Origin of the sequence: Capnocytophaga endodontalis (genome assembly GCF_002209445.1) — a bacterium.
GTDB lineage: Bacteria > Bacteroidota > Bacteroidia > Flavobacteriales > Flavobacteriaceae > Capnocytophaga > Capnocytophaga periodontitidis.
In genome coordinates this window covers 3,305,885-3,328,824 of the sequence record NZ_CP022022.1, presented here as the reverse complement: position 1 = coordinate 3,328,824, position 22,940 = coordinate 3,305,885, and the positions used below count along the sequence as shown (strand labels likewise).

The 22,940-nt window shown below is 38.9% G+C and carries 37 protein-coding genes and 1 pseudogene; 28 read left to right on the top strand and 10 right to left on the bottom strand.

What is annotated here, in order from left to right; translation table 11 throughout:
• Position 1: 1 nt before the first annotated feature.
• Together CBG49_RS15250 and CBG49_RS15245 are read right to left on the bottom strand one after the other, a co-directional pair.
• A complete protein-coding gene (locus tag CBG49_RS15250) occupies positions 2 to 346 on the bottom strand; it encodes a YciI family protein (protein ID WP_002666814.1) in 345 nt (114 codons plus the stop codon).
• A 142-nt stretch (positions 347 to 488) separates the two neighbouring features.
• Positions 489 to 1,805 (bottom strand): DUF389 domain-containing protein, encoded by a 1,317-nt coding sequence (locus CBG49_RS15245; RefSeq protein ID WP_088595141.1) that lies wholly within the window; start codon positions 1,803 to 1,805, stop codon positions 489 to 491.
• A 109-nt stretch (positions 1,806 to 1,914) separates the two neighbouring features.
• Here CBG49_RS15245 and CBG49_RS15240 point away from each other — a divergent pair, with 109 nt between their 5' ends.
• Positions 1,915 to 2,448, top strand: a complete 534-nt coding sequence (locus CBG49_RS15240) for a DUF488 domain-containing protein (protein WP_088595140.1) — start codon at positions 1,915 to 1,917, stop codon at positions 2,446 to 2,448.
• A gap of 4 nt (positions 2,449 to 2,452) precedes the next feature.
• Here the strand turns inward: CBG49_RS15240 and CBG49_RS15235 are convergent.
• The 8 genes and pseudogenes from CBG49_RS15235 to CBG49_RS15205 form a co-directional block, all read right to left on the bottom strand.
• A pseudogene (locus CBG49_RS15235) lies at positions 2,453 to 3,117 on the bottom strand (DUF421 domain-containing protein).
• Between the two features lie 63 nt (positions 3,118 to 3,180).
• Positions 3,181 to 3,966 carry a DUF481 domain-containing protein gene (locus tag CBG49_RS15230; RefSeq protein WP_088595138.1) on the bottom strand — a complete coding sequence of 262 codons (786 nt, stop codon included), beginning with the start codon at positions 3,964 to 3,966 and terminating at the stop codon, positions 3,181 to 3,183.
• 105 nt (positions 3,967 to 4,071) lie between these two features.
• The gene (locus CBG49_RS15225; protein ID WP_088595137.1) at positions 4,072 to 4,494 is read right to left on the bottom strand and encodes an organic hydroperoxide resistance protein; all 423 of its coding nucleotides are present in this window, start codon (positions 4,492 to 4,494) and stop codon (positions 4,072 to 4,074) included.
• A gap of 367 nt (positions 4,495 to 4,861) precedes the next feature.
• Entirely contained in the window at positions 4,862 to 5,239 is a 378-nt protein-coding gene (locus tag CBG49_RS15220) for a TfoX/Sxy family protein (protein ID WP_088595136.1), read from the bottom strand.
• A gap of 6 nt (positions 5,240 to 5,245) precedes the next feature.
• Positions 5,246 to 5,623 (bottom strand): hypothetical protein, encoded by a 378-nt coding sequence (locus CBG49_RS15215; protein ID WP_088595135.1) that lies wholly within the window; start codon positions 5,621 to 5,623, stop codon positions 5,246 to 5,248.
• Between the two features lie 71 nt (positions 5,624 to 5,694).
• Positions 5,695 to 6,879 (bottom strand): hypothetical protein, encoded by a 1,185-nt coding sequence (locus CBG49_RS15210; protein WP_088595134.1) that lies wholly within the window; start codon positions 6,877 to 6,879, stop codon positions 5,695 to 5,697.
• Between the two features lie 340 nt (positions 6,880 to 7,219).
• Entirely contained in the window at positions 7,220 to 7,360 is a 141-nt protein-coding gene (locus CBG49_RS15885) for a helix-turn-helix domain-containing protein (RefSeq protein WP_167372075.1), read from the bottom strand.
• Between the two features lie 379 nt (positions 7,361 to 7,739).
• On the bottom strand, positions 7,740 to 8,024 hold the full coding sequence (locus CBG49_RS15205; RefSeq protein ID WP_088595133.1) for a hypothetical protein: 285 nt from the start codon (positions 8,022 to 8,024) through the stop codon (positions 7,740 to 7,742).
• Positions 8,025 to 8,572: 548 nt separating this feature from the next.
• On the opposite strand from CBG49_RS15205, the gene rpsL reads away from it, so the two are divergent.
• From rpsL to ykgO, 27 genes are all read left to right on the top strand, one after another.
• Entirely contained in the window at positions 8,573 to 8,986 is a 414-nt protein-coding gene (gene rpsL, locus CBG49_RS15200) for a 30S ribosomal protein S12 (RefSeq protein ID WP_002679283.1), read from the top strand.
• Positions 8,987 to 9,018: 32 nt separating this feature from the next.
• Complete coding sequence (gene rpsG / locus CBG49_RS15195) at positions 9,019 to 9,495, top strand: 30S ribosomal protein S7 (RefSeq protein ID WP_002679527.1); 477 nt, start codon at positions 9,019 to 9,021, stop codon at positions 9,493 to 9,495.
• Positions 9,496 to 9,503: 8 nt separating this feature from the next.
• A complete protein-coding gene (gene fusA, locus CBG49_RS15190) occupies positions 9,504 to 11,624 on the top strand; it encodes an elongation factor G (RefSeq protein ID WP_088595132.1) in 2,121 nt (706 codons plus the stop codon).
• A 12-nt stretch (positions 11,625 to 11,636) separates the two neighbouring features.
• Entirely contained in the window at positions 11,637 to 11,948 is a 312-nt protein-coding gene (gene rpsJ / locus CBG49_RS15185) for a 30S ribosomal protein S10 (RefSeq protein WP_002679460.1), read from the top strand.
• A gap of 181 nt (positions 11,949 to 12,129) precedes the next feature.
• Positions 12,130 to 12,747 (top strand): 50S ribosomal protein L3, encoded by a 618-nt coding sequence (rplC, locus tag CBG49_RS15180; protein WP_009750934.1) that lies wholly within the window; start codon positions 12,130 to 12,132, stop codon positions 12,745 to 12,747.
• On the top strand, positions 12,747 to 13,376 hold the full coding sequence (rplD, locus tag CBG49_RS15175) for a 50S ribosomal protein L4 (RefSeq protein WP_009750933.1): 630 nt from the start codon (positions 12,747 to 12,749) through the stop codon (positions 13,374 to 13,376). Before rplC ends, rplD begins: the two co-directional genes overlap by 1 nt.
• 7 nt (positions 13,377 to 13,383) lie before the next feature.
• Positions 13,384 to 13,671 carry a 50S ribosomal protein L23 gene (gene rplW / locus CBG49_RS15170; RefSeq protein ID WP_009750932.1) on the top strand — a complete coding sequence of 96 codons (288 nt, stop codon included), beginning with the start codon at positions 13,384 to 13,386 and terminating at the stop codon, positions 13,669 to 13,671.
• 21 nt (positions 13,672 to 13,692) lie between these two features.
• Entirely contained in the window at positions 13,693 to 14,520 is an 828-nt protein-coding gene (rplB, locus tag CBG49_RS15165; RefSeq protein WP_088595131.1) for a 50S ribosomal protein L2, read from the top strand.
• 11 nt (positions 14,521 to 14,531) lie between these two features.
• Positions 14,532 to 14,810: a 30S ribosomal protein S19 gene (gene rpsS, locus CBG49_RS15160; protein WP_002675018.1), complete on the top strand. Its 279-nt coding sequence runs from the start codon at positions 14,532 to 14,534 to the stop codon at positions 14,808 to 14,810.
• Positions 14,811 to 14,818: 8 nt separating this feature from the next.
• A complete protein-coding gene (gene rplV, locus CBG49_RS15155) occupies positions 14,819 to 15,229 on the top strand; it encodes a 50S ribosomal protein L22 (protein ID WP_009750929.1) in 411 nt (136 codons plus the stop codon).
• Between the two features lie 8 nt (positions 15,230 to 15,237).
• Positions 15,238 to 15,978: a 30S ribosomal protein S3 gene (rpsC, locus tag CBG49_RS15150; RefSeq protein WP_002679516.1), complete on the top strand. Its 741-nt coding sequence runs from the start codon at positions 15,238 to 15,240 to the stop codon at positions 15,976 to 15,978.
• 20 nt (positions 15,979 to 15,998) lie between these two features.
• On the top strand, positions 15,999 to 16,418 hold the full coding sequence (rplP, locus tag CBG49_RS15145) for a 50S ribosomal protein L16 (protein WP_002679503.1): 420 nt from the start codon (positions 15,999 to 16,001) through the stop codon (positions 16,416 to 16,418).
• Positions 16,419 to 16,428: 10 nt separating this feature from the next.
• The gene (rpmC, locus tag CBG49_RS15140) at positions 16,429 to 16,620 is read left to right on the top strand and encodes a 50S ribosomal protein L29 (protein ID WP_002675028.1); all 192 of its coding nucleotides are present in this window, start codon (positions 16,429 to 16,431) and stop codon (positions 16,618 to 16,620) included.
• 14 nt (positions 16,621 to 16,634) lie between these two features.
• The gene (rpsQ, locus tag CBG49_RS15135) at positions 16,635 to 16,892 is read left to right on the top strand and encodes a 30S ribosomal protein S17 (RefSeq protein WP_002675041.1); all 258 of its coding nucleotides are present in this window, start codon (positions 16,635 to 16,637) and stop codon (positions 16,890 to 16,892) included.
• A 2-nt stretch (positions 16,893 to 16,894) separates the two neighbouring features.
• Positions 16,895 to 17,263, top strand: a complete 369-nt coding sequence (gene rplN / locus CBG49_RS15130) for a 50S ribosomal protein L14 (protein ID WP_002675043.1) — start codon at positions 16,895 to 16,897, stop codon at positions 17,261 to 17,263.
• A gap of 16 nt (positions 17,264 to 17,279) precedes the next feature.
• Positions 17,280 to 17,594, top strand: coding sequence for a 50S ribosomal protein L24 (rplX, locus tag CBG49_RS15125; protein ID WP_009750928.1), 315 nt, complete (start codon positions 17,280 to 17,282; stop codon positions 17,592 to 17,594).
• A gap of 1 nt (position 17,595) precedes the next feature.
• The gene (gene rplE / locus CBG49_RS15120) at positions 17,596 to 18,147 is read left to right on the top strand and encodes a 50S ribosomal protein L5 (protein ID WP_053581609.1); all 552 of its coding nucleotides are present in this window, start codon (positions 17,596 to 17,598) and stop codon (positions 18,145 to 18,147) included.
• Positions 18,148 to 18,151: 4 nt separating this feature from the next.
• Complete coding sequence (gene rpsN / locus CBG49_RS15115) at positions 18,152 to 18,421, top strand: 30S ribosomal protein S14 (RefSeq protein WP_002675050.1); 270 nt, start codon at positions 18,152 to 18,154, stop codon at positions 18,419 to 18,421.
• A 21-nt stretch (positions 18,422 to 18,442) separates the two neighbouring features.
• On the top strand, positions 18,443 to 18,841 hold the full coding sequence (gene rpsH, locus CBG49_RS15110; protein WP_002675052.1) for a 30S ribosomal protein S8: 399 nt from the start codon (positions 18,443 to 18,445) through the stop codon (positions 18,839 to 18,841).
• A 21-nt stretch (positions 18,842 to 18,862) separates the two neighbouring features.
• The gene (gene rplF, locus CBG49_RS15105) at positions 18,863 to 19,405 is read left to right on the top strand and encodes a 50S ribosomal protein L6 (protein WP_009750926.1); all 543 of its coding nucleotides are present in this window, start codon (positions 18,863 to 18,865) and stop codon (positions 19,403 to 19,405) included.
• Positions 19,406 to 19,416: 11 nt separating this feature from the next.
• On the top strand, positions 19,417 to 19,773 hold the full coding sequence (rplR, locus tag CBG49_RS15100; protein ID WP_002679484.1) for a 50S ribosomal protein L18: 357 nt from the start codon (positions 19,417 to 19,419) through the stop codon (positions 19,771 to 19,773).
• A gap of 5 nt (positions 19,774 to 19,778) precedes the next feature.
• Entirely contained in the window at positions 19,779 to 20,303 is a 525-nt protein-coding gene (gene rpsE, locus CBG49_RS15095; protein WP_002679388.1) for a 30S ribosomal protein S5, read from the top strand.
• A gap of 11 nt (positions 20,304 to 20,314) precedes the next feature.
• Positions 20,315 to 20,497: a 50S ribosomal protein L30 gene (rpmD, locus tag CBG49_RS15090; protein ID WP_002679387.1), complete on the top strand. Its 183-nt coding sequence runs from the start codon at positions 20,315 to 20,317 to the stop codon at positions 20,495 to 20,497.
• Positions 20,498 to 20,514: 17 nt separating this feature from the next.
• Positions 20,515 to 20,967 carry a 50S ribosomal protein L15 gene (gene rplO, locus CBG49_RS15085; RefSeq protein WP_009750924.1) on the top strand — a complete coding sequence of 151 codons (453 nt, stop codon included), beginning with the start codon at positions 20,515 to 20,517 and terminating at the stop codon, positions 20,965 to 20,967.
• 10 nt (positions 20,968 to 20,977) lie between these two features.
• Entirely contained in the window at positions 20,978 to 22,321 is a 1,344-nt protein-coding gene (gene secY, locus CBG49_RS15080; RefSeq protein ID WP_009750923.1) for a preprotein translocase subunit SecY, read from the top strand.
• Between the two features lie 9 nt (positions 22,322 to 22,330).
• On the top strand, positions 22,331 to 22,546 hold the full coding sequence (infA, locus tag CBG49_RS15075; RefSeq protein ID WP_002675066.1) for a translation initiation factor IF-1: 216 nt from the start codon (positions 22,331 to 22,333) through the stop codon (positions 22,544 to 22,546).
• A gap of 277 nt (positions 22,547 to 22,823) precedes the next feature.
• Entirely contained in the window at positions 22,824 to 22,940 is a 117-nt protein-coding gene (ykgO, locus tag CBG49_RS15070; RefSeq protein ID WP_002676536.1) for a type B 50S ribosomal protein L36, read from the top strand.

Genomic DNA, 22,940 nt, shown 5'->3' with positions numbered 1-22,940 from the left:
TTTAATCTCTTTTTAGCACTTCACGTACTTCAATACTGCCACCTACTTGTTCAAAAATAGGATTGGCTTTTGCCATCTCTACTGCTTCATCAATGTTTTCAGCTTTCACTACCACATAACCACTGATAAACTCTTTAATTTCGGTAAAAGGTCCATCGGTTACAACCTTATCGGCTTTGATAGTTTTGGCACTGCCAGCAATAGGCAAAAGAGTATTGCCTTTGTCGGCTAATTTGTTTTGTGAAGCGATACCTGCAAGCCAGTTCATACGTTCTTGCATTTGCTCAGGAGTAGGTTTGAAATCAGCGATGTTGTTCAAACGAAAAATCAATACAAAATCTTTCATATATTTTTAAATTTAATATTATACCCCTATAACGATTGAATTTTTTCTATGGGGACAAAGATAGTAAAAATTAACAAATAAAAAACTCCCCGTGCAGTTATTCACTACACAGGGAATTTTTTACAGCTTGTCGTGCTACGACCTAATCTGCCAATTTACAAATTACTTTCTTGTCGCCAAACTTCTCAACGAGCCATTGTTGTAACTTTTGGGTATCTACTTCTTTGGCGACTTCTTTACCCTTCACAGTTTCTTTTTTAGGCGTGTAGAGCAGTACAGTAGCCGTTTGTAGAGAATCTTTATTAGACAAGAGGTTCAGCTTACCAAAATAAAAATCGTCTATGCTTGGGAATAATACCTGCATTTCTTTAGCAAAAGTAGCATCAGTAGGCTTGTATTTTTCCAGCTCGTCAGTTAGGTTCTTTATCATCACATCTTTACTAGAGAGCGACGACTTGTTTTTGTTGATTTCCGATAGTATTTCTTTATCAATTTCCGATTCTTTTTGTAGTATAATAAGCTTGGTATTGAGCAATTTGAATTTTTTAAGGTTGCTTTGTAGCGTTTTCAGCTCTTCATCGCTAAATTTCTTATCCAAAAACGCTAATTCTATGCTTTTAGGGTTCGTATTGTAACGTATTTTCTTATAAATGATAGTATAACCGCTATTTTCAAACTCTGCAGTGATATAGTGTGCCACATTCTCGTGGAATTCCTTCTCTTTCAAAAGAGTATATGCCAAATACAAACTCGGGGTAACAATGAGGATTACCAAGGTAGAAATAACAATCCGCAAACGTTTGTTAAGCGCCTCATTACCCGTATTCTTAGGGGTGTATTTCAAGTATTTAATAATGAGAAAAGTAGCAATACCTATGAAGAAGCAGTTAATGCTGTATAGGTAAAAAGCCCCTAAAAAGTAGCTAATATTGCCGGTCGCTAAGCCAAAACCTGCTGTACAAAGCGGAGGCATTAGGGCAGTAGCGATAGCTACCCCAGGGATAGGATTTCCTTTGTCCTCGCGAGTGAGCGAGATAGCCCCTACCAACCCACCCACAAAGGCAATAAACACATCGTAGATAGTAGGCGAGGTGCGAGCTAAAAGCTCCGACTGCACATCCTTAAACGGACTGATATAGAAGTAGATAAACGATACTATAAGGCTCACAACGGTAGCGATAAGCAGACTGCGCCCTGTTTTCTTCAGTAGCTCAAAGTCGTAGGTAGCCAACGCAAATCCTGCCCCCACGATAGGCCCCATAAGCGGAGAGATAAGCATTGCTCCGATAATAACAGCCGTAGAATTGACATTTAGTCCAATTGAAGCAATAAGGATAGCACAGGCTAAAATCCACAAGTTAGCACCTCTGAAAGAGATATTGCTGAGGATATCCTCAATTACTTTTTCTTTTTTCTCTTCGCCTTGGTGTAGATTAAATAGGTTTTTTAAGAAACTCATAATGTTAAGTATTTATGATGTTAGTTTAAATATTAGGGGCAAAGATAGTAATAATTTGCTCATTAGGCAATGATAATTCACTGTTTTTTCCTACTTTTGCTTTCTGATTATGAAGAAAATATATACTATAGGGCACTCTACCCATACCTTGGAGGAGTTTATAAAAATGTTACAATCGTTTGAGATACAACATTTAGTGGATGTTAGGGGACTACCAGGGTCTAACAAATATCCGCAATTCAACAAAGAGAATTTAGAAGTGGCATTACCCCAAGTTGGTATTGCTTATACTCATTTGGCACTATTGGGGGGCAGACAAAAAGTGCACAAAGACTCCAAGAATACCCGCTGGCATAATGAGTCTTTCCGCGCTTATGCCGATTATATGGAAACTCTTGATTTTGAAGAAGGTATTGCGCAGCTTATCGCTATTGCCAAAAGAGAAACAACGGCTTATATGTGCGCTGAAGCCCTCTGGTGGCGCTGTCATAGATCGATGATATCCGATTATCTGAAAGCCAAAGGATGGCAAGTAGACCATATTATGGCAATAGACAAAGAAGAACTTCATAAATACACTGCCCCAGCTCGTGTTATAGGAGACAAGGTAGTGTACTATGATGATGGAATTCTTTGGGGGTAATTTACTAATTATCGTACGGTATCACCTTTATTTGCGCACTTTCGTATTCAGCTAAAAATACTTCCGACGGACTATCATAGCCTAACTCTTTTAGCTTCGCAAGCAACCATTCTTCGGTTTTATCTACATCTTCTAATACGCTTTTTTGGATAATACCATCGGTGATGATAGGGTATTTAGGGTTTTCTTCACCCGATAATACAATAATGAGCTCGCCATTCTGTTCAAGTACGGCTCTTTTTACATCCCTGATGTAGTAAACCCCTTCTTTGCGGAGCTTGAAAGCGAGTTCGTGTGCTGTGATTTTAGCTTTTTTGCAAGCCGCGATGTCTATCTTGCCACGATTGATAACAATCACGGGGTTACCATCTATAAAACTCTTAAAAGCGTGGTTCTTGGTTTTGAGTTTTCGCAAGCCAATGATGAGTAATGCCCAAATAATCAATACAATAGCAAACTGAAAGAGCGTAACCGACGGACTGTAAATCACGCCCCCGATAATACCCCCAAGTACGTAGTTTTGCACCTGATCCATAGCCGAAGTAGGCGCCAAATTACCCTTGCCCGATTTGTTGATAATTAGGGCAATAGCCAACAATCCTAAAAGAGTTTTAGGAACACATCCAAGTAGAAAAACTCCTCGGATTCGATATAAGGAATTGTAAACATAAAATTGATTTATTGATGAGACAATTTACTAATTTGCTAATTTACAAATCGACAAATTGATAATTAAAATGAAACATTAAGCCCTACTTCAAGCGAATGATACTCTTTTTTTATAGGTACAATAGGGGCAGTGTCATAGATAATTCGGTAAGTACCCATAATGCCTATGGTAGGGGTAATGTTGTAAGTGAGATCGAGAGCCCCGCCAAAACGCGCTTCTTTGAAGTAAGTGCTATCAGGTTTCCCCTGATGTATAGCAGTGGTGATAAGTTCCCATTTTTCATTTAATCGAAGTTTGTAGCTGAGCGATAAATGGGTTTTGATACTACGACTACAAGCGTGGTCAGGGGTATTGGCATCAGGGGCTGGGTGTTGCCATTTTTCATACTCAAAGAACAAACCCGCAGCAGCAAACATTAGTGAGGAATTAGTGTTTACTAATCGATAGCGCGACTGCAAACCCGTAGAAATTTTGTGGTTCATCCCCCTGCTCTCTGCCCATTGTGATTCGGCATAAGGATACACCTCAAAAGCGTGGTCTAACAAGTAGCGGTATTCTAAATGTACATATCCACCACTTAAGATTACTTGACTACCATAAGTAGAAAGTTCAAACTTGTTAATTACATTGATGACCCTATTGTGATTGATGAGCAAGTTGAGATTAGCTGTATTTTTAAGAGTAAAAACGTCCTCTTTTTCAGTTTTGAAGTCCAAGATAGGCATCAAGCTCCCTTGTAAGGTTTTGGTGCTGTCTATTGTCATAGTGAGATTTTCCGAAAAAAGCATTTGTGAGTAGGCAGAAGCTGAAGGTAATAGTATTAATAATGCATAAAGTAATTTTTTCATTGTACTTAAATTTTCTTTTTCAAGCGACAAAAGTAAGAATAATTAGATAATTAGCAAGTTAGCTAATGAAAAAATCCCCGTGTAGTCATACCACACGGAGATTTATTAGTTATTTGTCACTTCTGTAATTACCTCTATATTCCCACGAGTAGAGTTAGAATACGGACAAACTTGATGTGCTTTTGCGGCAAGTTCTTCAGCTTGTTCAAGTGATACATTGGGTATATTCACTTGTAAGGTTACTGCAAAAATAAAGCCGCCATTATCGAGCTTCCCTATAGATACGTATGCCGTTACAGAGGTCTCGCCAGTGCTTACTTTAGCTTGCTTGATAACCAAATTCAGGGCAGTATCAAAACAAGCTGCATAGCCAGCTGCGAAAATCTGCTCAGGATTGGTATAATCGTCATTAGCCCCACCTAAGGCTTTAGGAGAGCGCAGTTCAAGGCTCAACACGCCATTATCGGAAGTTACTTTCCTTTTTTGACCACCGGTAGCGGTAGCCACTGCTGTGTACAATGCTTTCATAATAATTCTTATTTACTTTTTGACTTTACTTTTGAGAGACAAAGATACGACAAATATTTTTAACAATGTTTTTTACAAACAATTTCCTAAAATAACGTCAGTTCGATATAACAGAATATTGATTTACAGCTTTATATCATAATATATTTACAAAATAATTCACCGTCAGGTGAAAATTCGTGAGATAATAAAAAATAAAGACTTTTATACACTCCCAAATTCGTGAAAATTCGTGAAATTCGTGGGAGATTAAAAATATTTTACTGATTGTTAAGTAATTACTTACGTCGAACTCACGTTAAAATAGAATTTATGATGATCAGTGGGGCAATTGATAACTGACAAAAATCCCTATGAGGTAAGTACCTCACAGGGATTTTTTAATGTTTAAGTCGTTTTTATTCTTTTTCTTAGAACTCTTTGCTTTGCTGTTGAACTCTAAACAGAGTTGTAACCAAAAATCAAAGTCTTTTTTTTGGTTGTACCCCGTAGGGTCTACATAGCAATAGCCAGAGAGCTCTTTGCCTCTCATTACCACTGGCGAGAAGCCCTGCCTTTCTGCGAGTTCTTCTGTCTGCTCAGGGTCAAACCTACACATTAAGGTATCCTCTCCTATATTGATACACATCTTGTCATTTACCAAGAAAGCCAAACCGCCAAACATCGCTTTTTCTTCCACCGTAATATGGGGTATTTCAGCTAAATATTCGCGAACTCTATTCGCAAGTGTTATACTATAAGCCATATTATATTAGATTTTTAAATGCTCTTTGAAATCGGGGGCAAAAGTACTGTCTTCATATTTGCCCTCGTGAAAGTATTCATAAGCACTGACTTCCAATTCCCCACAATCGGAAATAAGATTGCCATCTTTATCGTATATTTTGTAAGTCTGCTGGGTGTTGCCTATGGAATTTTCACCATCTAATCCTAATAAAACGCTGTAAAAAACATCTGTTAGGAGAGTATCTATTACTTCTTTTAGCTGCTCTTGCTGAGTGTTACTGAGCACCATTTCTTTTATTTTGGCATTTACAGCACTGGGGTATTGGGGCTGCTCTTCAAAGCAGGATTTTAGAAAATTTAGTTTTTCAAGGTAAAAATTCTTTGCAAATTCGTCGGAGGTCATAATGTTATTGAATAAATTTATCAAAATCTGATTGAAAAAGTGAAGATGCTCTTACTATAAAAAATGAGAAATTACTCTTGTGGATACTTTATTTCATAGGACAAAAGCCATACATTATTCTTCTTTTTTAAGCTGATTGAAACAATTCCTAAGGGCACTTCTTTTTCTATGATAATATTGTTCTTCTGTATTGTGTAATTTATATAGTGTTTATTGTCATAGAAACTTTTTAGAGGTATTTTATTCAATAAGTTTTCTGAACCATAAGGAAAATCGGTTAAAAAGCAATTGTATGCCTCTTGGAGGTTGCTAAAATTATATTCTTTTTCTACCTTCCAATAATTTCTGTCATCGCCTGGAATTCCTTCTATATGAAAGTTTTTACTTGCAAAATCATCTTTGTATTTCTTTTTAAAATAGAAGAAATAACCTCTGTCGCGGAAGATAATAGTCGTATCGTTCAAAAACAATCTATTAAAGATATCATTACACTCCAAATCATCTTCAATCCCTTTGATAAAGCTAATACTATCCTGTTTAGGTTTAAAAAATATTATGTAACTATCCTCCTCATTATTCCTTTTTGATTTTGTGGGGTATTTATACTGAAAAACATATTTAGAACACCCCTTAGGAACGAGCAAAGAATCTTTTTTTAGTGAAAATTGAGCAAAATGAGAAAATTGCTCAGCGTATTTTTCATTAAATATTTCATTTTCATTGTCATTTCCGGAGTCTTTAATATATTTAAAACATTCCCATTTTCCCTCATATCTTTTATCCACTAAATTTTTCTTTATCTTGATATGGTTACTACTTTCAGATTCCGATATAATTTTATTTTCATTACTCTCCTTACATATTTTTTCAATGTTATCTGCAGTAAGTAAATTTTCGTCGAAAGTTAGAATAATAGGATTTTCTATATCGTAAGTTATATTGTACAGTTTTTTTTCCTTTACACAAAGTAATAACCAAGCAACGGCATTTTCAACCACTTGTTGGGTATTAGGTTCATTCTCATCAGTGATATCCATATCAAAAAAGACTTTGATAAATATACTATCTCCCGAAATGCGATCTATTCTTGTGGAAACTTTGGGGTAATGTTTCCAATCTAAAGAACTTGATTGTACGATTTTTGAAATAATCCCTTCACAATCTAATTCTTCCTCTTGTTTATTTTGATTATTAATAAAATCACAAGAGATAAGTATTCCTATAAGGAAGAAAAGATAAATTATTTTTCTAATCATTTTAATTGTTTTTTAATTATCATTTAAACGATTCCTTTTTCAATGTATCACAAAGTTTGCCTTGTACTGCCTTGCGTATTTAGGCAAATCTATAAGAGTAGAACCTTCAAACATTAGTTCTATATAATAAGGCAGGTCATACGCTTGTATTTCCTCGTCTATAAGGTGATCAGTAAGGGCGTCGACTTCGTCAAAATTATATATAGTTATTAGTTTTTTAAATCGATTAGTAAATTAGTAAATTTGGAAATCAGCAAATAGGCGTACTGTTCTTTCATTGTAGCAGAAAAAAACTACGCTCAATCCACTGTTGCCAAGTAGGTAATGCTTACTACTTGTTTCATTTCTCTACAAGAGTTACGACCCCTACTTCGGCACCGAAGAGAGCCAATACTTGATTTACTTTATCTAAACGCAAGGTTTTTTTACCCTGCTCCAATTCACGTACAAAGCGCAACCCAACGCCCGCTCGCATTGCCAATTCAGGCTGTGTAGGGGCTGTCCGAAAAGTCTCAAAATCACTTTTGCATCGCTATACTTTGCTAAAGTTTCAGACTTTGGTAAAGTTGATTATTCTGATTATCAATAGCTTTTGTAGTATGTTATGTAGGAAAGCCAGCGATAGCTGGGTATGTGCTGCAAACGCCCACATAAATAAAACTTTTCGGACACCTTCTTCCTTTACAAAAGAAGCGATATTCATAATTAGTAAATTGACTAATTAGCAAATTAGCTAATTAGATTATACCTTTTCGGGTGTATTTTTTTATTAAAATTTCTCAACACGTCAAACCACTGCGTTATTTTTTCTTCCTCAATAGTAAAAGGTAATGTTGAGTAAAAACATATATTTCCCATATTTACTTGTTTATTAATATCAGAAAGGTCATCAATACCGAAAAAAACGCTACCAATAATGTAGTAGGTAAATGAACTTTTACAGCTAATAGCACAGTGAATCCCACCAAAAGTACATTTATAATAATACAATAACGAAAACTAAGAGGCAGTTGCAGTTGGTAATGCATCAAGTTAGCAATCCCAGCAAAGATAAGAGCTAATCCAGCACTGAAAAACCAAAAACCTTCAGCTGAAAAATGCTCATACTTCTTAAAACTCAGTGCCGAGTGTACCACCCCCAGCATTATAATTACTATTAATAGTAATGAAATAAAGACTCCTCATTGTAAAAAAATGTTTATCAAAGGCAAAGGTAATACTTTCTAATAACAAATACAAATAGATTCGTAATTTACCGTCAGGTGAAAATTAGTGAAAATTCGTGGAGTTGTGATAATCAATCACTTTTGAAGTATGTTGTGTAGGAAAGTCAGCGATAGCTGAGTATGTGCTGCAAACGCCCTTACAAATAGAACTTTTTAAACACCTTACATTTTCTTATCTCTTACCTAAAAAACAACTTTTTTGTGATATTTGTAACAAAATTAAAAGTACATAACTCCTTATAATATAATCACTTCTATAAAAAGTAAATGTATAATATGTTGATAATCAGCATATAATAAGTAATTGCTGCATCTAATCCCTAACCCCTAACCCCTAACCTCTCTTACCTCTTATCTTTCAGATAGTTTTGTGGTTTTAAAAAATAATTGTACTTTTGCACCCGCTTTGAATAATTAAAGCCTAAAACTCAAGTAAACAAATAAATAAATATATAGTATTGTAAATTATGCCAACAATTTCACAATTAGTACGAAAAGGAAGAACCAGAATTACCAAGAAGAGTAAATCGGTTGCTTTGGATTCGTGCCCACAACGCCGCGGTGTATGTACACGTGTGTACACCACTACGCCTAAAAAACCGAACTCTGCTATGCGTAAAGTAGCTCGTGTTCGTTTAACTAATGGCAATGAGGTGAACGCTTACATCCCAGGTGAAGGACACAATCTCCAAGAGCACTCGATAGTATTGGTACGAGGCGGAAGGGTAAAAGATTTACCAGGTGTTAGATATCACATCGTGCGTGGTGCACTTGATACTGCCGGTGTTGCCGGTAGAACGCAACGTCGCTCTAAATACGGTGCTAAACGCCCTAAACCAGGACAAGCCGCTGCCGCACCAGCTAAAGGTAAGAAAAAGTAATTTAACACACAAAATCTTTTAACTGAAAAGAAATGAGAAAAAGACAGGCTAAAAAACGCCCACTTTTACCGGATCCTAAGTTTAACGACCAATTGGTTACCCGCTTCGTGAATAACCTTATGTGGGACGGTAAAAAATCAGTGGCTTTTAAAGTATTCTACGACGCTATCGATATCGTAGAACAAAAGAAAAATAACGACGAAAAGTCGGCATTAGAAGTTTGGAAAGATGCTCTTAGCAACGTAATGCCTCACGTCGAAGTACGCTCTCGCCGTGTAGGGGGTGCTACCTTCCAAATTCCTATGCAAATTCGCCCAGACCGTAAAGTCTCTATGGCTATGAAATGGCTCATCGGGTACGCTCGTAAACGCAACGAGAAATCTATGGCTCAGAAATTGGCTGCCGAAATTATCGCTGCCTCTAAAGAAGAAGGTGCTGCCGTGAAGAAAAAAATGGATACGCACCGTATGGCTGAAGCTAACAAAGCATTCTCACACTTTAGATTCTAATTAACACGATGAGTAGAGATTTAAAATATACAAGAAACATAGGTATTGCCGCTCACATCGATGCTGGTAAAACCACCACTACCGAACGTATACTTTTCTATACCGGCAAAACTCACAAAATCGGTGAAGTTCACGATGGTGCATCTACTATGGACTGGATGGAACAAGAAGCTGAACGTGGTATCACTATCCAATCAGCAGCAACCACTTGTAAGTGGAACTTCCCTACCGAAAATGGTAAACCTACCGCCGATGCCAAAGAGTATCACTTCAATATTATCGATACTCCCGGTCACGTCGATTTTACCGTTGAGGTAAACCGTTCTTTGCGCGTACTTGATGGATTAGTATTCCTCTTTTCTGCCGTAGACGGTGTAGAACCTCAATCTGAAACTAACTGGCGCTTGGCTGATAACTACAAAGTTCCTCGTATTGGGTTCGTAAACAAAATGGACCGTCAAGGAGCTAACTTCCTCAATGTTTGCAACCAAGTAAAAGATATGCTCAAATCTAACGCTGTGCCTATCGTATTGCCTATCGGTGACGAGGCTGACTTTAAAGGCGTTGTAGATTTGATTAAAAACCGCGCTATTGTATGGCACGAAGAAAATTCAGGTTCTACTTTTGATATAGTAGAAATTCCTGCCGATATGAAAGAGGATGTAGCCAAATACCGCGCTCAATTGATTGAAGAGGTAGCGGGCTATGACGAAGGTCTTCTTGAGAAATTTATGGAAGATGAAAATTCTATTACTGAAGACGAAATCCACAAAGCATTGCGCGCTGCAGTAATGGATATGGCTATCATTCCTATGGTATGCGGCTCATCATTCAAAAACAAAGGAGTACAGTTTATGCTTGATGCTGTTTGCCGCTACTTGCCTTCACCTCTTGACAAAGAAGCTATCGAGGGTACTAATCCTGAAACTGGAGAACCTGCCCTACGCAAACCAGCCGTTGATGCTCCTTTCTCAGCCTTGGCATTCAAAATCGCAACCGACCCTTATGTAGGACGTTTAGCATTCTTCCGTGCTTACTCTGGTCACCTCGATGCAGGTTCTTACGTATTGAACACTCGTTCAAACAACAAAGAGCGTATCTCTCGTATCTACCAGATGCACGCTAATAAACAAAATCCTATCGAATACATCGAAGCTGGTGATATAGGGGCTGCAGTAGGTTTTAAAGATATCAAAACTGGTGATACCCTTTGCGACGAAAAATATCCTATCGTACTCGAAAGTATGGTATTCCCTGATCCAGTAATCGGTATTGCTGTAGAACCTAAAACAAAAGCCGACGTTGATAAATTAGGTATGGCTTTAGCTAAACTCGCTGAAGAAGACCCTACCTTCCAAGTAAAAACTGACCAAGCCTCTGGACAAACTATCATCTCTGGTATGGGTGAGTTGCACTTGGATATCATCGTAGACCGCCTCAAACGCGAATTCAAAGTAGAAGTAAACCAAGGACAACCTCAAGTAGAGTACAAAGAAGCCATTACTGGTAAAGCTGATCACCGCGAAGTCTACAAAAAACAAACTGGAGGTCGTGGTAAATTCGCCGACATCGTATTCCGTATGGAACCAGCCGAAGAAGGTAAAGTAGGTCTTGAGTTTGTCAACGAAATCAAAGGTGGTAACATCCCTAAAGAGTATATCCCATCAGTTGAAAAAGGTTTCAAAGAAGCTATGAAAAACGGACCTTTGGCAGGCTTCGAAATGGACGCAATGAAAATCGTTCTTATCGATGGCTCTTTCCACCCTGTCGATTCCGATTCATTGTCATTCGAGTTGGCAGCCAAATTGGGTTACAAAGAAGCTGCTCGCGCTGCAAAAGCCGTATTGATGGAACCTATTATGAAATTGGAAGTTATTACTCCAGAAGAAAATATGGGAGATATCGTAGGCGACTTGAACCGCCGTCGTGGTCAAGTAAATAATATGGACGACCGTAATGGCGCTAAAGTAATCAAAGCTTTTGTTCCATTATCAGAAATGTTCGGCTATGTAACAGCACTTCGAACTCTCTCATCAGGTCGTGCTACTTCTACAATGGAGTTCTCTCACTATGCCGAAACTCCTTCTAACATTGCAGACGAAGTAATTAAAAACGCCAGAGGCAACTAAATTATTAAGCAAATGAGTAATCAACAAAAAATAAGAATAAAGTTAAAATCTTACGACCACAACTTGGTAGATAAATCTGCTGAGAAAATCGTAAAAACAGTAAAAGCAGCCGGTGCTGTAGTAGTAGGACCTATTCCGCTACCTACCCACAAAAAAATATTTACTGTATTGCGCTCTCCTCACGTAAACAAAAAAGCTCGTGAGCAATTCCAATTGAGCTCTCACAAACGTCTCCTCGACATCTACAGCTCTTCATCTAAAACTATCGACGCTTTGATGAAATTGGAATTACCAAGCGGTGTTGACGTAGATATCAAAGTTTAATAACTTTACTAAAATGTCCCGAAACTGCGGGTTAGGGAAAAACGGATAAAAATGATTCAGGGTTAAAAAGCCTCGGGCATTTTTTGACCCTGAAACATTTATAGGTATCATTCCCTGATACCTCACACCTGTCCCCTGACTCCTAAATAAAAAACTAATAACTAATTTAATATTTAATTTTATGTCTGGGTTAATCGGAAAAAAAGTAGGAATGACCAGCATTTTTGATGAGAACGGTAAAAATGTACCTTGTACCATCATCGAAGCAGGTCCTTGCGTAGTTACCCAAGTCAGAACCAAAGAGGTTGATGGCTATGAGGCTCTTCAACTTGGTTTCGATGACAAAGCAGAAAAACGTGCTACCAAAGCTGAGCTTGGTCACTTCAAAAAAGCAGGTACTTCTGTAAAGAAAAAAGTTGTTGAATTCCAAGGTTTTGAAAACAATTACAAATTAGGTGATACTATCACCGTCGATTTCTTCACCGAAGGCGAGTTCGTCGATATCACAGGAACTTCCAAAGGTAAAGGCTTCCAAGGGGTGGTACGTCGCCACGGTTTTGGCGGAGTAGGTCAAACTACTCACGGTCAGCACAACCGCCTCAGAGCACCAGGTTCAGTAGGTGCTTCGTCTTACCCCTCTCGCGTATTCAAAGGTATGCGTATGGCTGGACGTATGGGAGCTGAAAAGGTAACAGTACAAAACTTGAAAGTATTAAAAGTGGTTGCTGAGAAAAATCTTTTACTAGTAAAAGGTTGTATCCCAGGTCACAAAAATGCTTACGTAACTATTCACAAATAATGGAAGTAGCAGTATTAAACATACAAGGAAAAGAAACAGGTAGAAAGGTAACCCTTTCTGATGCTGTATTCGGTATCGAGCCTAACAATCACGTAGTATACTTAGATGTAAAACGCTATTTAGCTAACAAACGTCAAGGTACTCACAAGGCTAAAGAAAGAAACGAAGTAGCTGGTAGTACTCGCAAAATCAAAAAACAAAAAGGTACTGGTACAGCTCGTGCAGGTAGCGTAAAATCTCCTGTATTTGTGGGTGGCGGTCGCATATTCGGTCCTCGTCCTAAAGATTATACACAAAAACTTACTAAAAACGTAAAACGATTGGCTCGCCGCTCTGCCCTCAGCGCTAAAGTGCAAAACCAAGCCCTCGTCGTAGTTGAAGATTTAAATTTCAACGCCCCTAAAACTAAAGATTTTACAGCTGTTGTGAAATCCCTCGGCTTAGAAAATAAAAAATCACTTTTTGTGTTGCCAAATACAAATAATAACGTATATTTGTCCTCTCGTAACGTACCTACTTCAAGCGTAGTAACAGCTTCAGAATTAAATACTTACCAAGTAGTCAACGCTGCAAAGGTAGTACTTACTGAGAGCTCAGTAGCAGTTTTAGAGTCAATTTTAACAAAATAAGAAGAAAATGAGCGTATTAATTAAACCTGTAAATACAGAAAAAGCAACCGAAAATAGCGAGTTAAAAAACTGCTATACTTTCGTAGTAGCTAACGACGCTAACAAGATTCAAATCAAAAATGAGGTTGAAGCTACTTATGGCGTTAAAGTAAAATCCGTACGTACCCTTAACTACGGCCCTAAACGTTCTACTCGTTATACAAAAACAGGCTTGCAAATCGCTAAAACCAACGCAGTGAAAAAAGCAGTTGTGCAAGTAGAAGATGGAACTATAGATTTTTATAGTAATATATAAGTATTTAACAAATAGACAAAAATGTCAGTTAGAAAATTAAAACCAATTACCCCCGGTCAGCGTTTTAGAGTAGTAAACGAATTCGACACCATTACTACTGATAAGCCGGAAAAGAGCTTACTCGTTCCGTTGAAAAAGACTGGTGGTAGAAACAATCAAGGAAAAATGACCATGCGTTACATTGGTGGTGGTCATAAGAAAAAGTACCGTATCATCGACTTCAAACGAAACAAATTCGGCATCGACGCCAAAGTAGTTTCTATCGAGTACGACCCTAACAGAACAGCATTCATTGCTCTTGTTCAATACACCGACGGCGAAAAACGTTACATCATCGCTCCAGCAGGTTTGAAAGTTGATCAAGTAATCGTTGCAGGTCAAGAAAATATCGCCCCTGAAATCGGTAACGCAATGCCGCTCTCTCAAATCCCACTCGGTACCGTAATTTCTTGCATTGAATTGCGCCCTGGACAAGGAGCTAATATCGCTCGTTCCGCAGGTACTTTCGCCCAACTAATGGCTAAAGATGGTAAGTATGCTACCGTAAAATTACCTTCTGGTGAAACCCGTATGATCCTCCTCACTTGCCTCGCAACCATAGGAGCTGTATCAAACTCCGACCACCAATTGGTACTTTCTGGTAAAGCTGGTCGCTCTCGCTGGTTAGGACGCCGTCCTCGTACACGTGCCGTAGTAATGAACCCTGTCGATCACCCAATGGGTGGTGGTGAAGGTCGTGCTACCGGTGGTCACCCACGCTCACGTAAAGGAATACCAGCTAAAGGTTATAGAACCCGTTCTAAAACCAAAGCAAGTAATAAGTATATTGTAGAACGCAGAAAAAAATAAGAGACTAACAAATGGCACGTTCATTAAAAAAAGGACCTTACGTTCACTATAGCTTGGAAAAGAAAATCCAACAAAATATACAATCAGGTAAGAAAAACGTTATCAAAACTTGGTCACGAGCTTCTATGATTACACCTGATTTCGTTGGCCAAACTATCGCTGTACACAACGGTCGTCAGTTCGTCCCTGTATATATTACTGAAAATATGGTGGGACATAAATTAGGAGAATTTTCACCTACTCGTTCCTTCCGCGGACACGCAGGTGCAAAAAATAAAGGTAAAAAATAATTAAGGCTATGGGAGTTAGAAAAAAATTAAGAGCAGACGAAATTAAAGAAGCTAAAAAAAGCTTGGCTTTCGCAAAGTTAAATAACTGCCCTACTTCCCCACGAAAAATGCGCTTAGTAGCAGATTTAGTTCGCGGTCAGCAAGTAGATAAAGCCTTGGCTATTTTGAAATTCAACCAAAAAGAAGCAGCAGCTCGTTTAGAAAAATTGTTGCTTTCAGCTATCGCTAACTGGCAAGCTAAAAACGAGAACGCTAACTTGGAAGAAGCAGGAGTATTCATCAAAGAAATCCGCGTGGATGGTGGCGCTATCCTTAAACGCTTACGCCCAGCTCCACAAGGAAGAGCACACAGAATTAGAAAACGCTCTAACCACGTAACTTTAGTGCTTGGAGCTAAAAATTTTAACACAGAAAGCTAAGATAAACTATGGGACAAAAAACAAATCCAATCGGAAATCGCCTAGGAATTATCAGAGGATGGGAGTCTAACTGGTATGGAGGCAATGATTACGGAGATAAACTCGCTGAAGACGACAAAATCAGAAAATATGTTCTCGCTCGTTTATCTAAAGCTAGTGTTGCTCACGTGATTATCGAACGTACTTTTAAACTTGTAACCGTTACTATCACCACCGCTCGCCCCGGTATCATCATCGGTAAAGGAGGTCAGGAGGTAGACAAGCTGAAAGAAGAACTTAAGAAAATCACCGGTAAAGACATCCAAATCAACATTTTTGAAATCAAACGCCCTGAGCTCGACGCCGCTCTCGTTGCAGCAAGCATCGCCCGCCAAATCGAAGGTCGTGTCTCTTACAAACGCGCTATCAAAATGGCTATCGCTTCAGCTATGCGTATGAACGCCGAAGGTATCAAGGTAATGATTTCTGGCCGTTTGAATGGAGCCGAAATGGCACGTTCCGAAAGCTTTAAAGAAGGTCGTATCCCTCTTTCAACCTTTAGAGCTGATATCGATTACGCTATTGACGAAGCTCACACTACTTATGGCCGTATGGGCATCAAAGTGTGGATTATGAAAGGCGAAATCTATGGTAAAAGAGAACTCTCCCCACTCGTAGGTATGACTAAAAAAGCTACCGGTGGAAACTTCTCCGGTAAATCAACTGACAAGCCTGCTGGTGCACCCAAAAGAGCGCGTCGCAAAAAGTAATTTTTTAAAGAACAAGAAAGATGTTACAGCCAAAAAGAACGAAATATCGTAAACAACAAAAAGGCAGAATGAAAGGCGTAGCTCACCGCGGTGCGCTCCTTTCTAATGGTACTTTCGGAATTAAATCGTTAGATTCAGCATTCATCACTTCTCGTCAAATCGAGTCAGCTCGTGTCGCTGCTACCCGTTATATGAAACGCGAAGGTCAACTTTGGATCAAAATCTTCCCAGATAAACCTATTACCAAAAAACCACTCGAAGTACGTATGGGTAAAGGTAAAGGTGCCGTTGAATACTGGGCAGCCGTAGTAAAACCAGGTAGAATAATGTTCGAGGTTGGCGGAGTGCCGCTCGACGTAGCCAAAGAAGCGCTACGCCTCGCCGCTCAAAAGCTACCCGTGAAAACAAAATTCGTTGTAGCAAGAGATTATCAAAATTAATTAAAGAACAATGAAACAGTCTGAAATTAACAAATTGACAATAACTGAGCTACAAGAAAAGCTTGGTGAGTTTAAGAAATCGTATGCAGATTTGAAAATGGCACACGCAATTTCGTCATTGGAAAAACCAATTCAATTACGTAACGTAAGAAGAACTATCGCGAGATTGGCTTGTGAGCTAACTAAACGTGAATTACAATAATTCGAACCTGCCTTATGGAAAAAAGAAATTTAAGAAAAGAAAGAATAGGGGTTGTTACAAGCAACAAAATGGATAAATCTATCGTCGTTTCAGAAGTGAAACGTGTAAAACACCCTATGTACGGTAAGTTCGTGTTGCGCACCAAAAAATACGTTGCGCACGACGAAAAAAACGATTGCAACATTGGTGATACTGTACGCATAATGGAAACACGCCCATTGAGCAAAACCAAATGTTGGAGATTAGTAGAAATCATTGAAAGAGCTAAGTAATTATGGTACAACAAGAATCAAGACTAAAAGTAGCCGATAATACTGGCGCTAAAGAAGTGCTAACTATCCGTGTACTCGGTGGTACTAAGCGCCGATACGCCTCTGTTGGCGATAAGATTGTAGTTACCGTCAAAGAAGCTACCCCTAACGGAAACGTAAAAAAAGGACAAGTTTCTACCGCGGTGGTTGTAAGAACTAAAAAAGAAGTACGCCGTGCCGATGGTTCTTATATCCGATTTGATGAAAACGCTTGCGTTCTCTTGAACGCAGCTGGTGAAATGAGAGGTACCCGTGTATTCGGTCCCGTAGCACGCGAACTTCGTGATAAACAATTTATGAAGATCGTTTCATTAGCACCAGAAGTGCTTTAATTTTTAACTAAAGTAAATGATGAAACTAAAAATTAAAACTGGAGATACCGTAAAAGTAATTGCCGGAGAAGAAAAAGGTAAAGAAGGCAAAGTATTACGTGTAGACCGCGAGAAGAACAGAGCGATTGTTGAGGGGCTTAACTTGGTGAAAAAACACACCAAACCTAACGCACAAAACCCTCAAGGTGGAATCGTAGAAAAAGAAGCATCTATTCACATTTCTAACCTCTCCCTCATCGACCCTAAAACAAAAAAAGCTACTCGTGTAGGTTTCGAAGTGAAAGACGGTAAAAAAGTGCGAATCTCTAAAAAATCTAATGTAGTAATATAATATGGCTTACGTACCTAGATTAAAACAAGAATACAATGAGCGCATCATTGCGGCTCTTAAACAAGAATTTGGCTATAAAAACGTAATGCAGGTTCCTAAACTTGAAAAAATAGTTGTGAGCCGTGGTGTTGGTGCTGCCGTAGCCGATAAAAAACAAATCGACTACGCCGTAGACGAACTTACCAAAATTACTGGTCAGAAAGCTGTTCCCACTTATTCTAAAAAGGACGTCGCTTCTTTCAAACTCCGTAAAGGTATGGCTATAGGTGCCAAAGTTACCCTCAGAGGCGAAAGAATGTACGAGTTCTTAGACCGCCTTATCACTACAGCTCTTCCCCGTGTAAGAGACTTCCAAGGCGTCAAAGCAAATGGATTCGACGGTAGAGGTAACTATAACTTAGGCGTTACCGAACAAATCATCTTCCCTGAAATCGACATCGATAAAATCAATAAGATTGCAGGTATGGATATTACCTTCGTTACTTCAGCTCACACTGATAAAGAAGCTAAATCATTATTAAGCGAATTAGGATTACCTTTTAAAAAGAACTAAGTATATGGCTAAAGAATCAATGAAAGCCCGCGAGGTGAAACGTCAAAAGTTAGTAGCTAAATACGCTGCTAAACGCAAAGCTCTAAAAGAAGCTGGTGATTATGAAGCACTTCAGCTCATCCCTAAAAATGCTTCCCCTGTCCGTTTGCACAACCGTTGCAAACTCACCGGACGCCCTAAAGGGTATATGCGCACCTTTGGAATTTCACGTGTGTTATTCCGCGAAATGGCAAACAAAGGATTAATTCCTGGTGTAAAAAAAGCAAGTTGGTAATAATTTAAAAGGACAAAATTTATGTATACAGATCCTATCGCAGATTATTTAACAAGAATTAGAAATGCTAATAGCGCTGGTCACAGAGTCGTTGAAATCCCAGCATCTAAACTCAAAAAGGAAATTACTAAAATCCTTTTCGACCAAGGGTTCATCCTTAGCTATAAATTCGATGACTCTACCGTTCAAGGTACCATCAAAATAGCTCTGAAATACGACAAAGTAACCAAAGAACCCGTTATTAGGCATATTGAAAGAGCCAGCCGCCCAGGTCTGAGAAAGTACGCGGGCGCTGATAACCTACCTCGCGTATTAAACGGTTTGGGTATCGCTATCATCTCTACATCACAAGGCGTGATGACTGGTAAAAAAGCGAGAGAACTCAATATCGGTGGTGAGGTAATTTGTTACGTTTACTAATCAATAAAAAGACAATAAACAATGTCAAGAATAGGTAAAGCACCCATCAATATTCCCGCAGGAGTTACAGTTACTATCAAAGATAACACCGTAACCGTAAAGGGGAAATTAGGCGAATTAACCCAAGAGGTTAAAGACATTGCTGTAAAGCAAGAAGATGGACATTTAGTGTTTGAAACTACAGATACTACCAAAGACCAAAACGCTAAACACGGATTATACCGTGCATTAGTACACAATATGGTCGTAGGTGTCTCTGAAGGTTTCACTAAAGAATTAGAGTTAGTAGGGGTTGGATACCGTGCAGCTAACCAAGGTCAAAAACTCGACTTAGCCCTCGGTTTCTCCCACAATATCATTCTCGAATTGCCTAAAGAAATTAAACTCGAAACAATCAACGAGAAAGGTAAAAACCCCATCATTAAATTAACTTCTCACGACAAACAACTACTCGGTCAAGTAGCGGCTAAAATCCGTAGCTTCCGTAAACCTGAACCTTACAAAGGTAAAGGCGTTAAATTCGTAGGCGAAGTGTTGAGAAGAAAAGCAGGTAAATCAGCTTAATAGTTAGAACAATGGCATTATCAAGAATAGAAAGAAGACAACGTATTAAAAGCAGAATCAGAAAAGTAGTAAAAGGTACTGCTGAACAACCTCGTTTGGCTGTTTTCAGAAGTAATAACGAAATCTATGTCCAAATCATAGACGATACTAAAGGTACTACCCTGTTGGCTGCATCTTCACGCGATAAAGAAATTAGTGCCGCCAAAGGTACTAAAACTGAAAAAGCAGCATTGGTCGGTAAAGCTATTGCTGAAAAAGCTTTAAAACAAGGTATCGAAAAAGTATCCTTCGACCGCGGAGGTTACCTTTACCACGGACGTGTAAAATCATTAGCCGACGGTGCTCGAGAAGGCGGACTTAAATTCTAATAACTATGTATCAGAAATATAAAAATGTAGAATATGTAAAACCAAGTGGTTTGGAATTGAAAGACCGTTTGGTAGGTGTACAACGTGTTACTAAAGTAACTAAAGGTGGTCGCGCTTTCGGTTTCTCCGCTATCGTTGTAGTTGGCGACGAAAACGGAGTCGTAGGTCACGGGTTAGGTAAATCTAAAGAGGTTTCCGAAGCTATAGCTAAAGCTGTTGAAGACGCTAAGAAAAACTTAGTGCGTATCCCCCTCAACGGTACTACCTTGCCTCACGAACAAAAAGGAAAATACGGCGGTGCCCGTGTATTCCTACAACCCGCTACCGATGGTACTGGAGTTATTGCTGGTGGTGCAGTACGTGCCGTATTGGAATCCGTAGGTATCCATAACGTACTCTCTAAATCTCAAGGCTCTTCTAACCCTCACAACGTGGTCAAAGCTACTTTCGACGCTTTATTACAATTGCGTAGCGCTAAAACTGTCGCTGCTCAACGTGGCATCTCTTTAGAAAAATTGTTTAAAGGTTAATTTATATAGCTATGGCAAAAATTAAAGTAACTCAAATTAAAAGTAGCATCAAACGCCCTAAAGACCAAAAACTTACTCTCGAAGCTTTAGGTCTTACTCGTATCGGTAGAACCGTCGAACACGACGCTACACCAAGCATCCTTGGTATGATCAATAAGGTAAAACACTTAATTTCTGTAGAAGAAGTTAAATAATATTTTTATACAAAGTTATGAACTTGAGTAATTTACAACCCGCACAGGGTTCAATTCACAGAGAAGGGAAGCGCGTAGGTCGCGGTCAAGGTTCTGGTAAAGGAGGAACTTCTACCCGCGGTCACAAAGGAGCTAAATCTCGTTCTGGCTTTTCTAATAAGATTGGCTTCGAAGGTGGTCAAATGCCCCTACAACGACGCGTACCAAAATTCGGTTTCAAAAACTTTAACCGTAAAGAATACGTCGGTATCAACTTGGGTCGTATCCAAGAACTCGTTGATAACGGTAAAATTACCGATAAAGTTGACCTCGAAACCTTAGTTCAACTAAACCTCGCTAAAAAAACCGACTTGGTCAAAATTTTAGGAGGTGGAGAACTAAAATCTAAATTAAAAATATCTGTTCATAAGTTTACTGCAAGTGCTAAAGCCGCTATCGAAGCTGCTGGTGGCGAAGCAGTAACCTTGTAATATTCAATTTATGAAGAAGTTTATCGAGAACCTGACCAATATTTGGAAAATTGAAGAGTTAAAAAATAGAATCATTTTAACTCTCGGAATTTTGTTAGTTTATCGCTTCGGAGCTCACATCGTCCTCCCTGGTATCGACTCCGCTCAATTACACGAGTTGTCTACCAAAACCTCTGGCGGTGGTCTCCTCGACATCCTCAACGCTTTTACTGGTGGCGCTTTCTCCAATGCCTCAGTATTCGCACTCGGGATTATGCCCTACATCTCAGCTTCTATCGTCGTTCAGTTGATGGGAATCGCTATTCCTTATCTCCAAAAACTACAAAAAGAAGGTGAAAGCGGGCGCCGAAAGATAAACCAAATCACTCGATGGCTTACTATTGCAATATGTATTGTACAAGCACCCGTATACCTATACGGTATCAATAGATTAGGAGTCCCTGATTCTGCCTTCCTTTTAGGCAAGGGACTCTCTTTTATCGTACCCGCGGTGCTTATCTTAGTAACAGGAACTATTTTCGCAATGTGGTTAGGTGAAAAAATCACCGATAAAGGAATTGGTAACGGTATCTCCCTACTCATTATGGTAGGTATCATCGCTCGCCTCCCTCGCGCATTCCTCTCCGAAACCGCTTCTCGACTTACCGGTACTGGTGGACCTCTGTTAATTCTCATCGAGATAATCCTTTGGTTCGTGATCATCCTGCTCTGTATCTATCTGATCAAAGCAGTACGACAAATCCCAGTACAGTACGCCCGTAGAACAGCCGATGGAGGAACTGCTAACGAGAGAAATATCTTCGGCGCTCGCCAATATATTCCTTTAAAACTCAACGCTGCAGGGGTAATGCCTATCATCTTCGCTCAAGCCTTGATGTTTATTCCAGCCACTGTAGCCGGATTATCACAATCCGAATTTGCAAAAAGCGTTCAAGCAGCCTTCTCCAACGTCTTCGGATTTTGGTACAACCTGCTCTTTGCAGCTATGATTATACTATTCACGTATTTCTACACTGCAATCACAGTGCCTACTAACAAAATGGCCGACGACCTAAAACGTAGCGGAGGTTTCATCCCAGGTATACGCCCAGGTAAAGAAACGGGCGACTATTTAGACAAAATTATGTCGCTCATCACATTCCCTGGCTCTATATGTATAGCCTTGGTAGCTATCTTCCCTTCACTGCTCAAAATTATCGGTATGCAAGACCAATGGGCATTGTTCTACGGAGGTACTTCACTACTCATCTTAGTAGGGGTTGCTATTGATACTATGCAACAAGTAAATTCATATCTGCTCAATCGCCATTATGATGGTTTGATGAAAACAGGTAAAAATAGAAAAGTATCTTAATTAAAATTTATGGCTAAACAAGCAGCAATTGAACAAGACGGAACTATTGTAGAAGCACTGTCTAATGCAATGTTCAGAGTGGAGTTAGACAATGGGCACGTAGTCATCGCACACATCTCAGGAAAAATGCGTATGCATTACATCAAACTACTCCCAGGTGATAAAGTAAAACTCGAAATGAGCCCTTACGACCTAAGTAAAGCTCGCATCACCTACCGTTATTAGTTTTAATTAAGAGAATTCTTCCAATATTTTGGTTGATAATTTCTCACAGATACAACCCTTTTAGTTATATCTGTGAGAAATTACAATCATAAAATAAGAATTTTTTATTTGTGGTATTTTTAGCGTAAAACATTTGTATTCAAAATGTTGAATACAAAAATTACGCTCAAAAAAACGAGTGAACTAAATGCAAAATGAAATTTTTGTACACTAAAAATGTGGCTATTACAAAAAAAAATTGTAGTTTTGCGCACTCTATTGATATAAACAAAACAAAATGAAAGTTAGAGCATCAATTAAAAAAAGAAGTTCCGAGTGCATCATTGTGCGCAGGAAAGGACGATTGTACGTAATTAACAAGAAAAATCCTAAATTTAAACAACGACAAGGATAA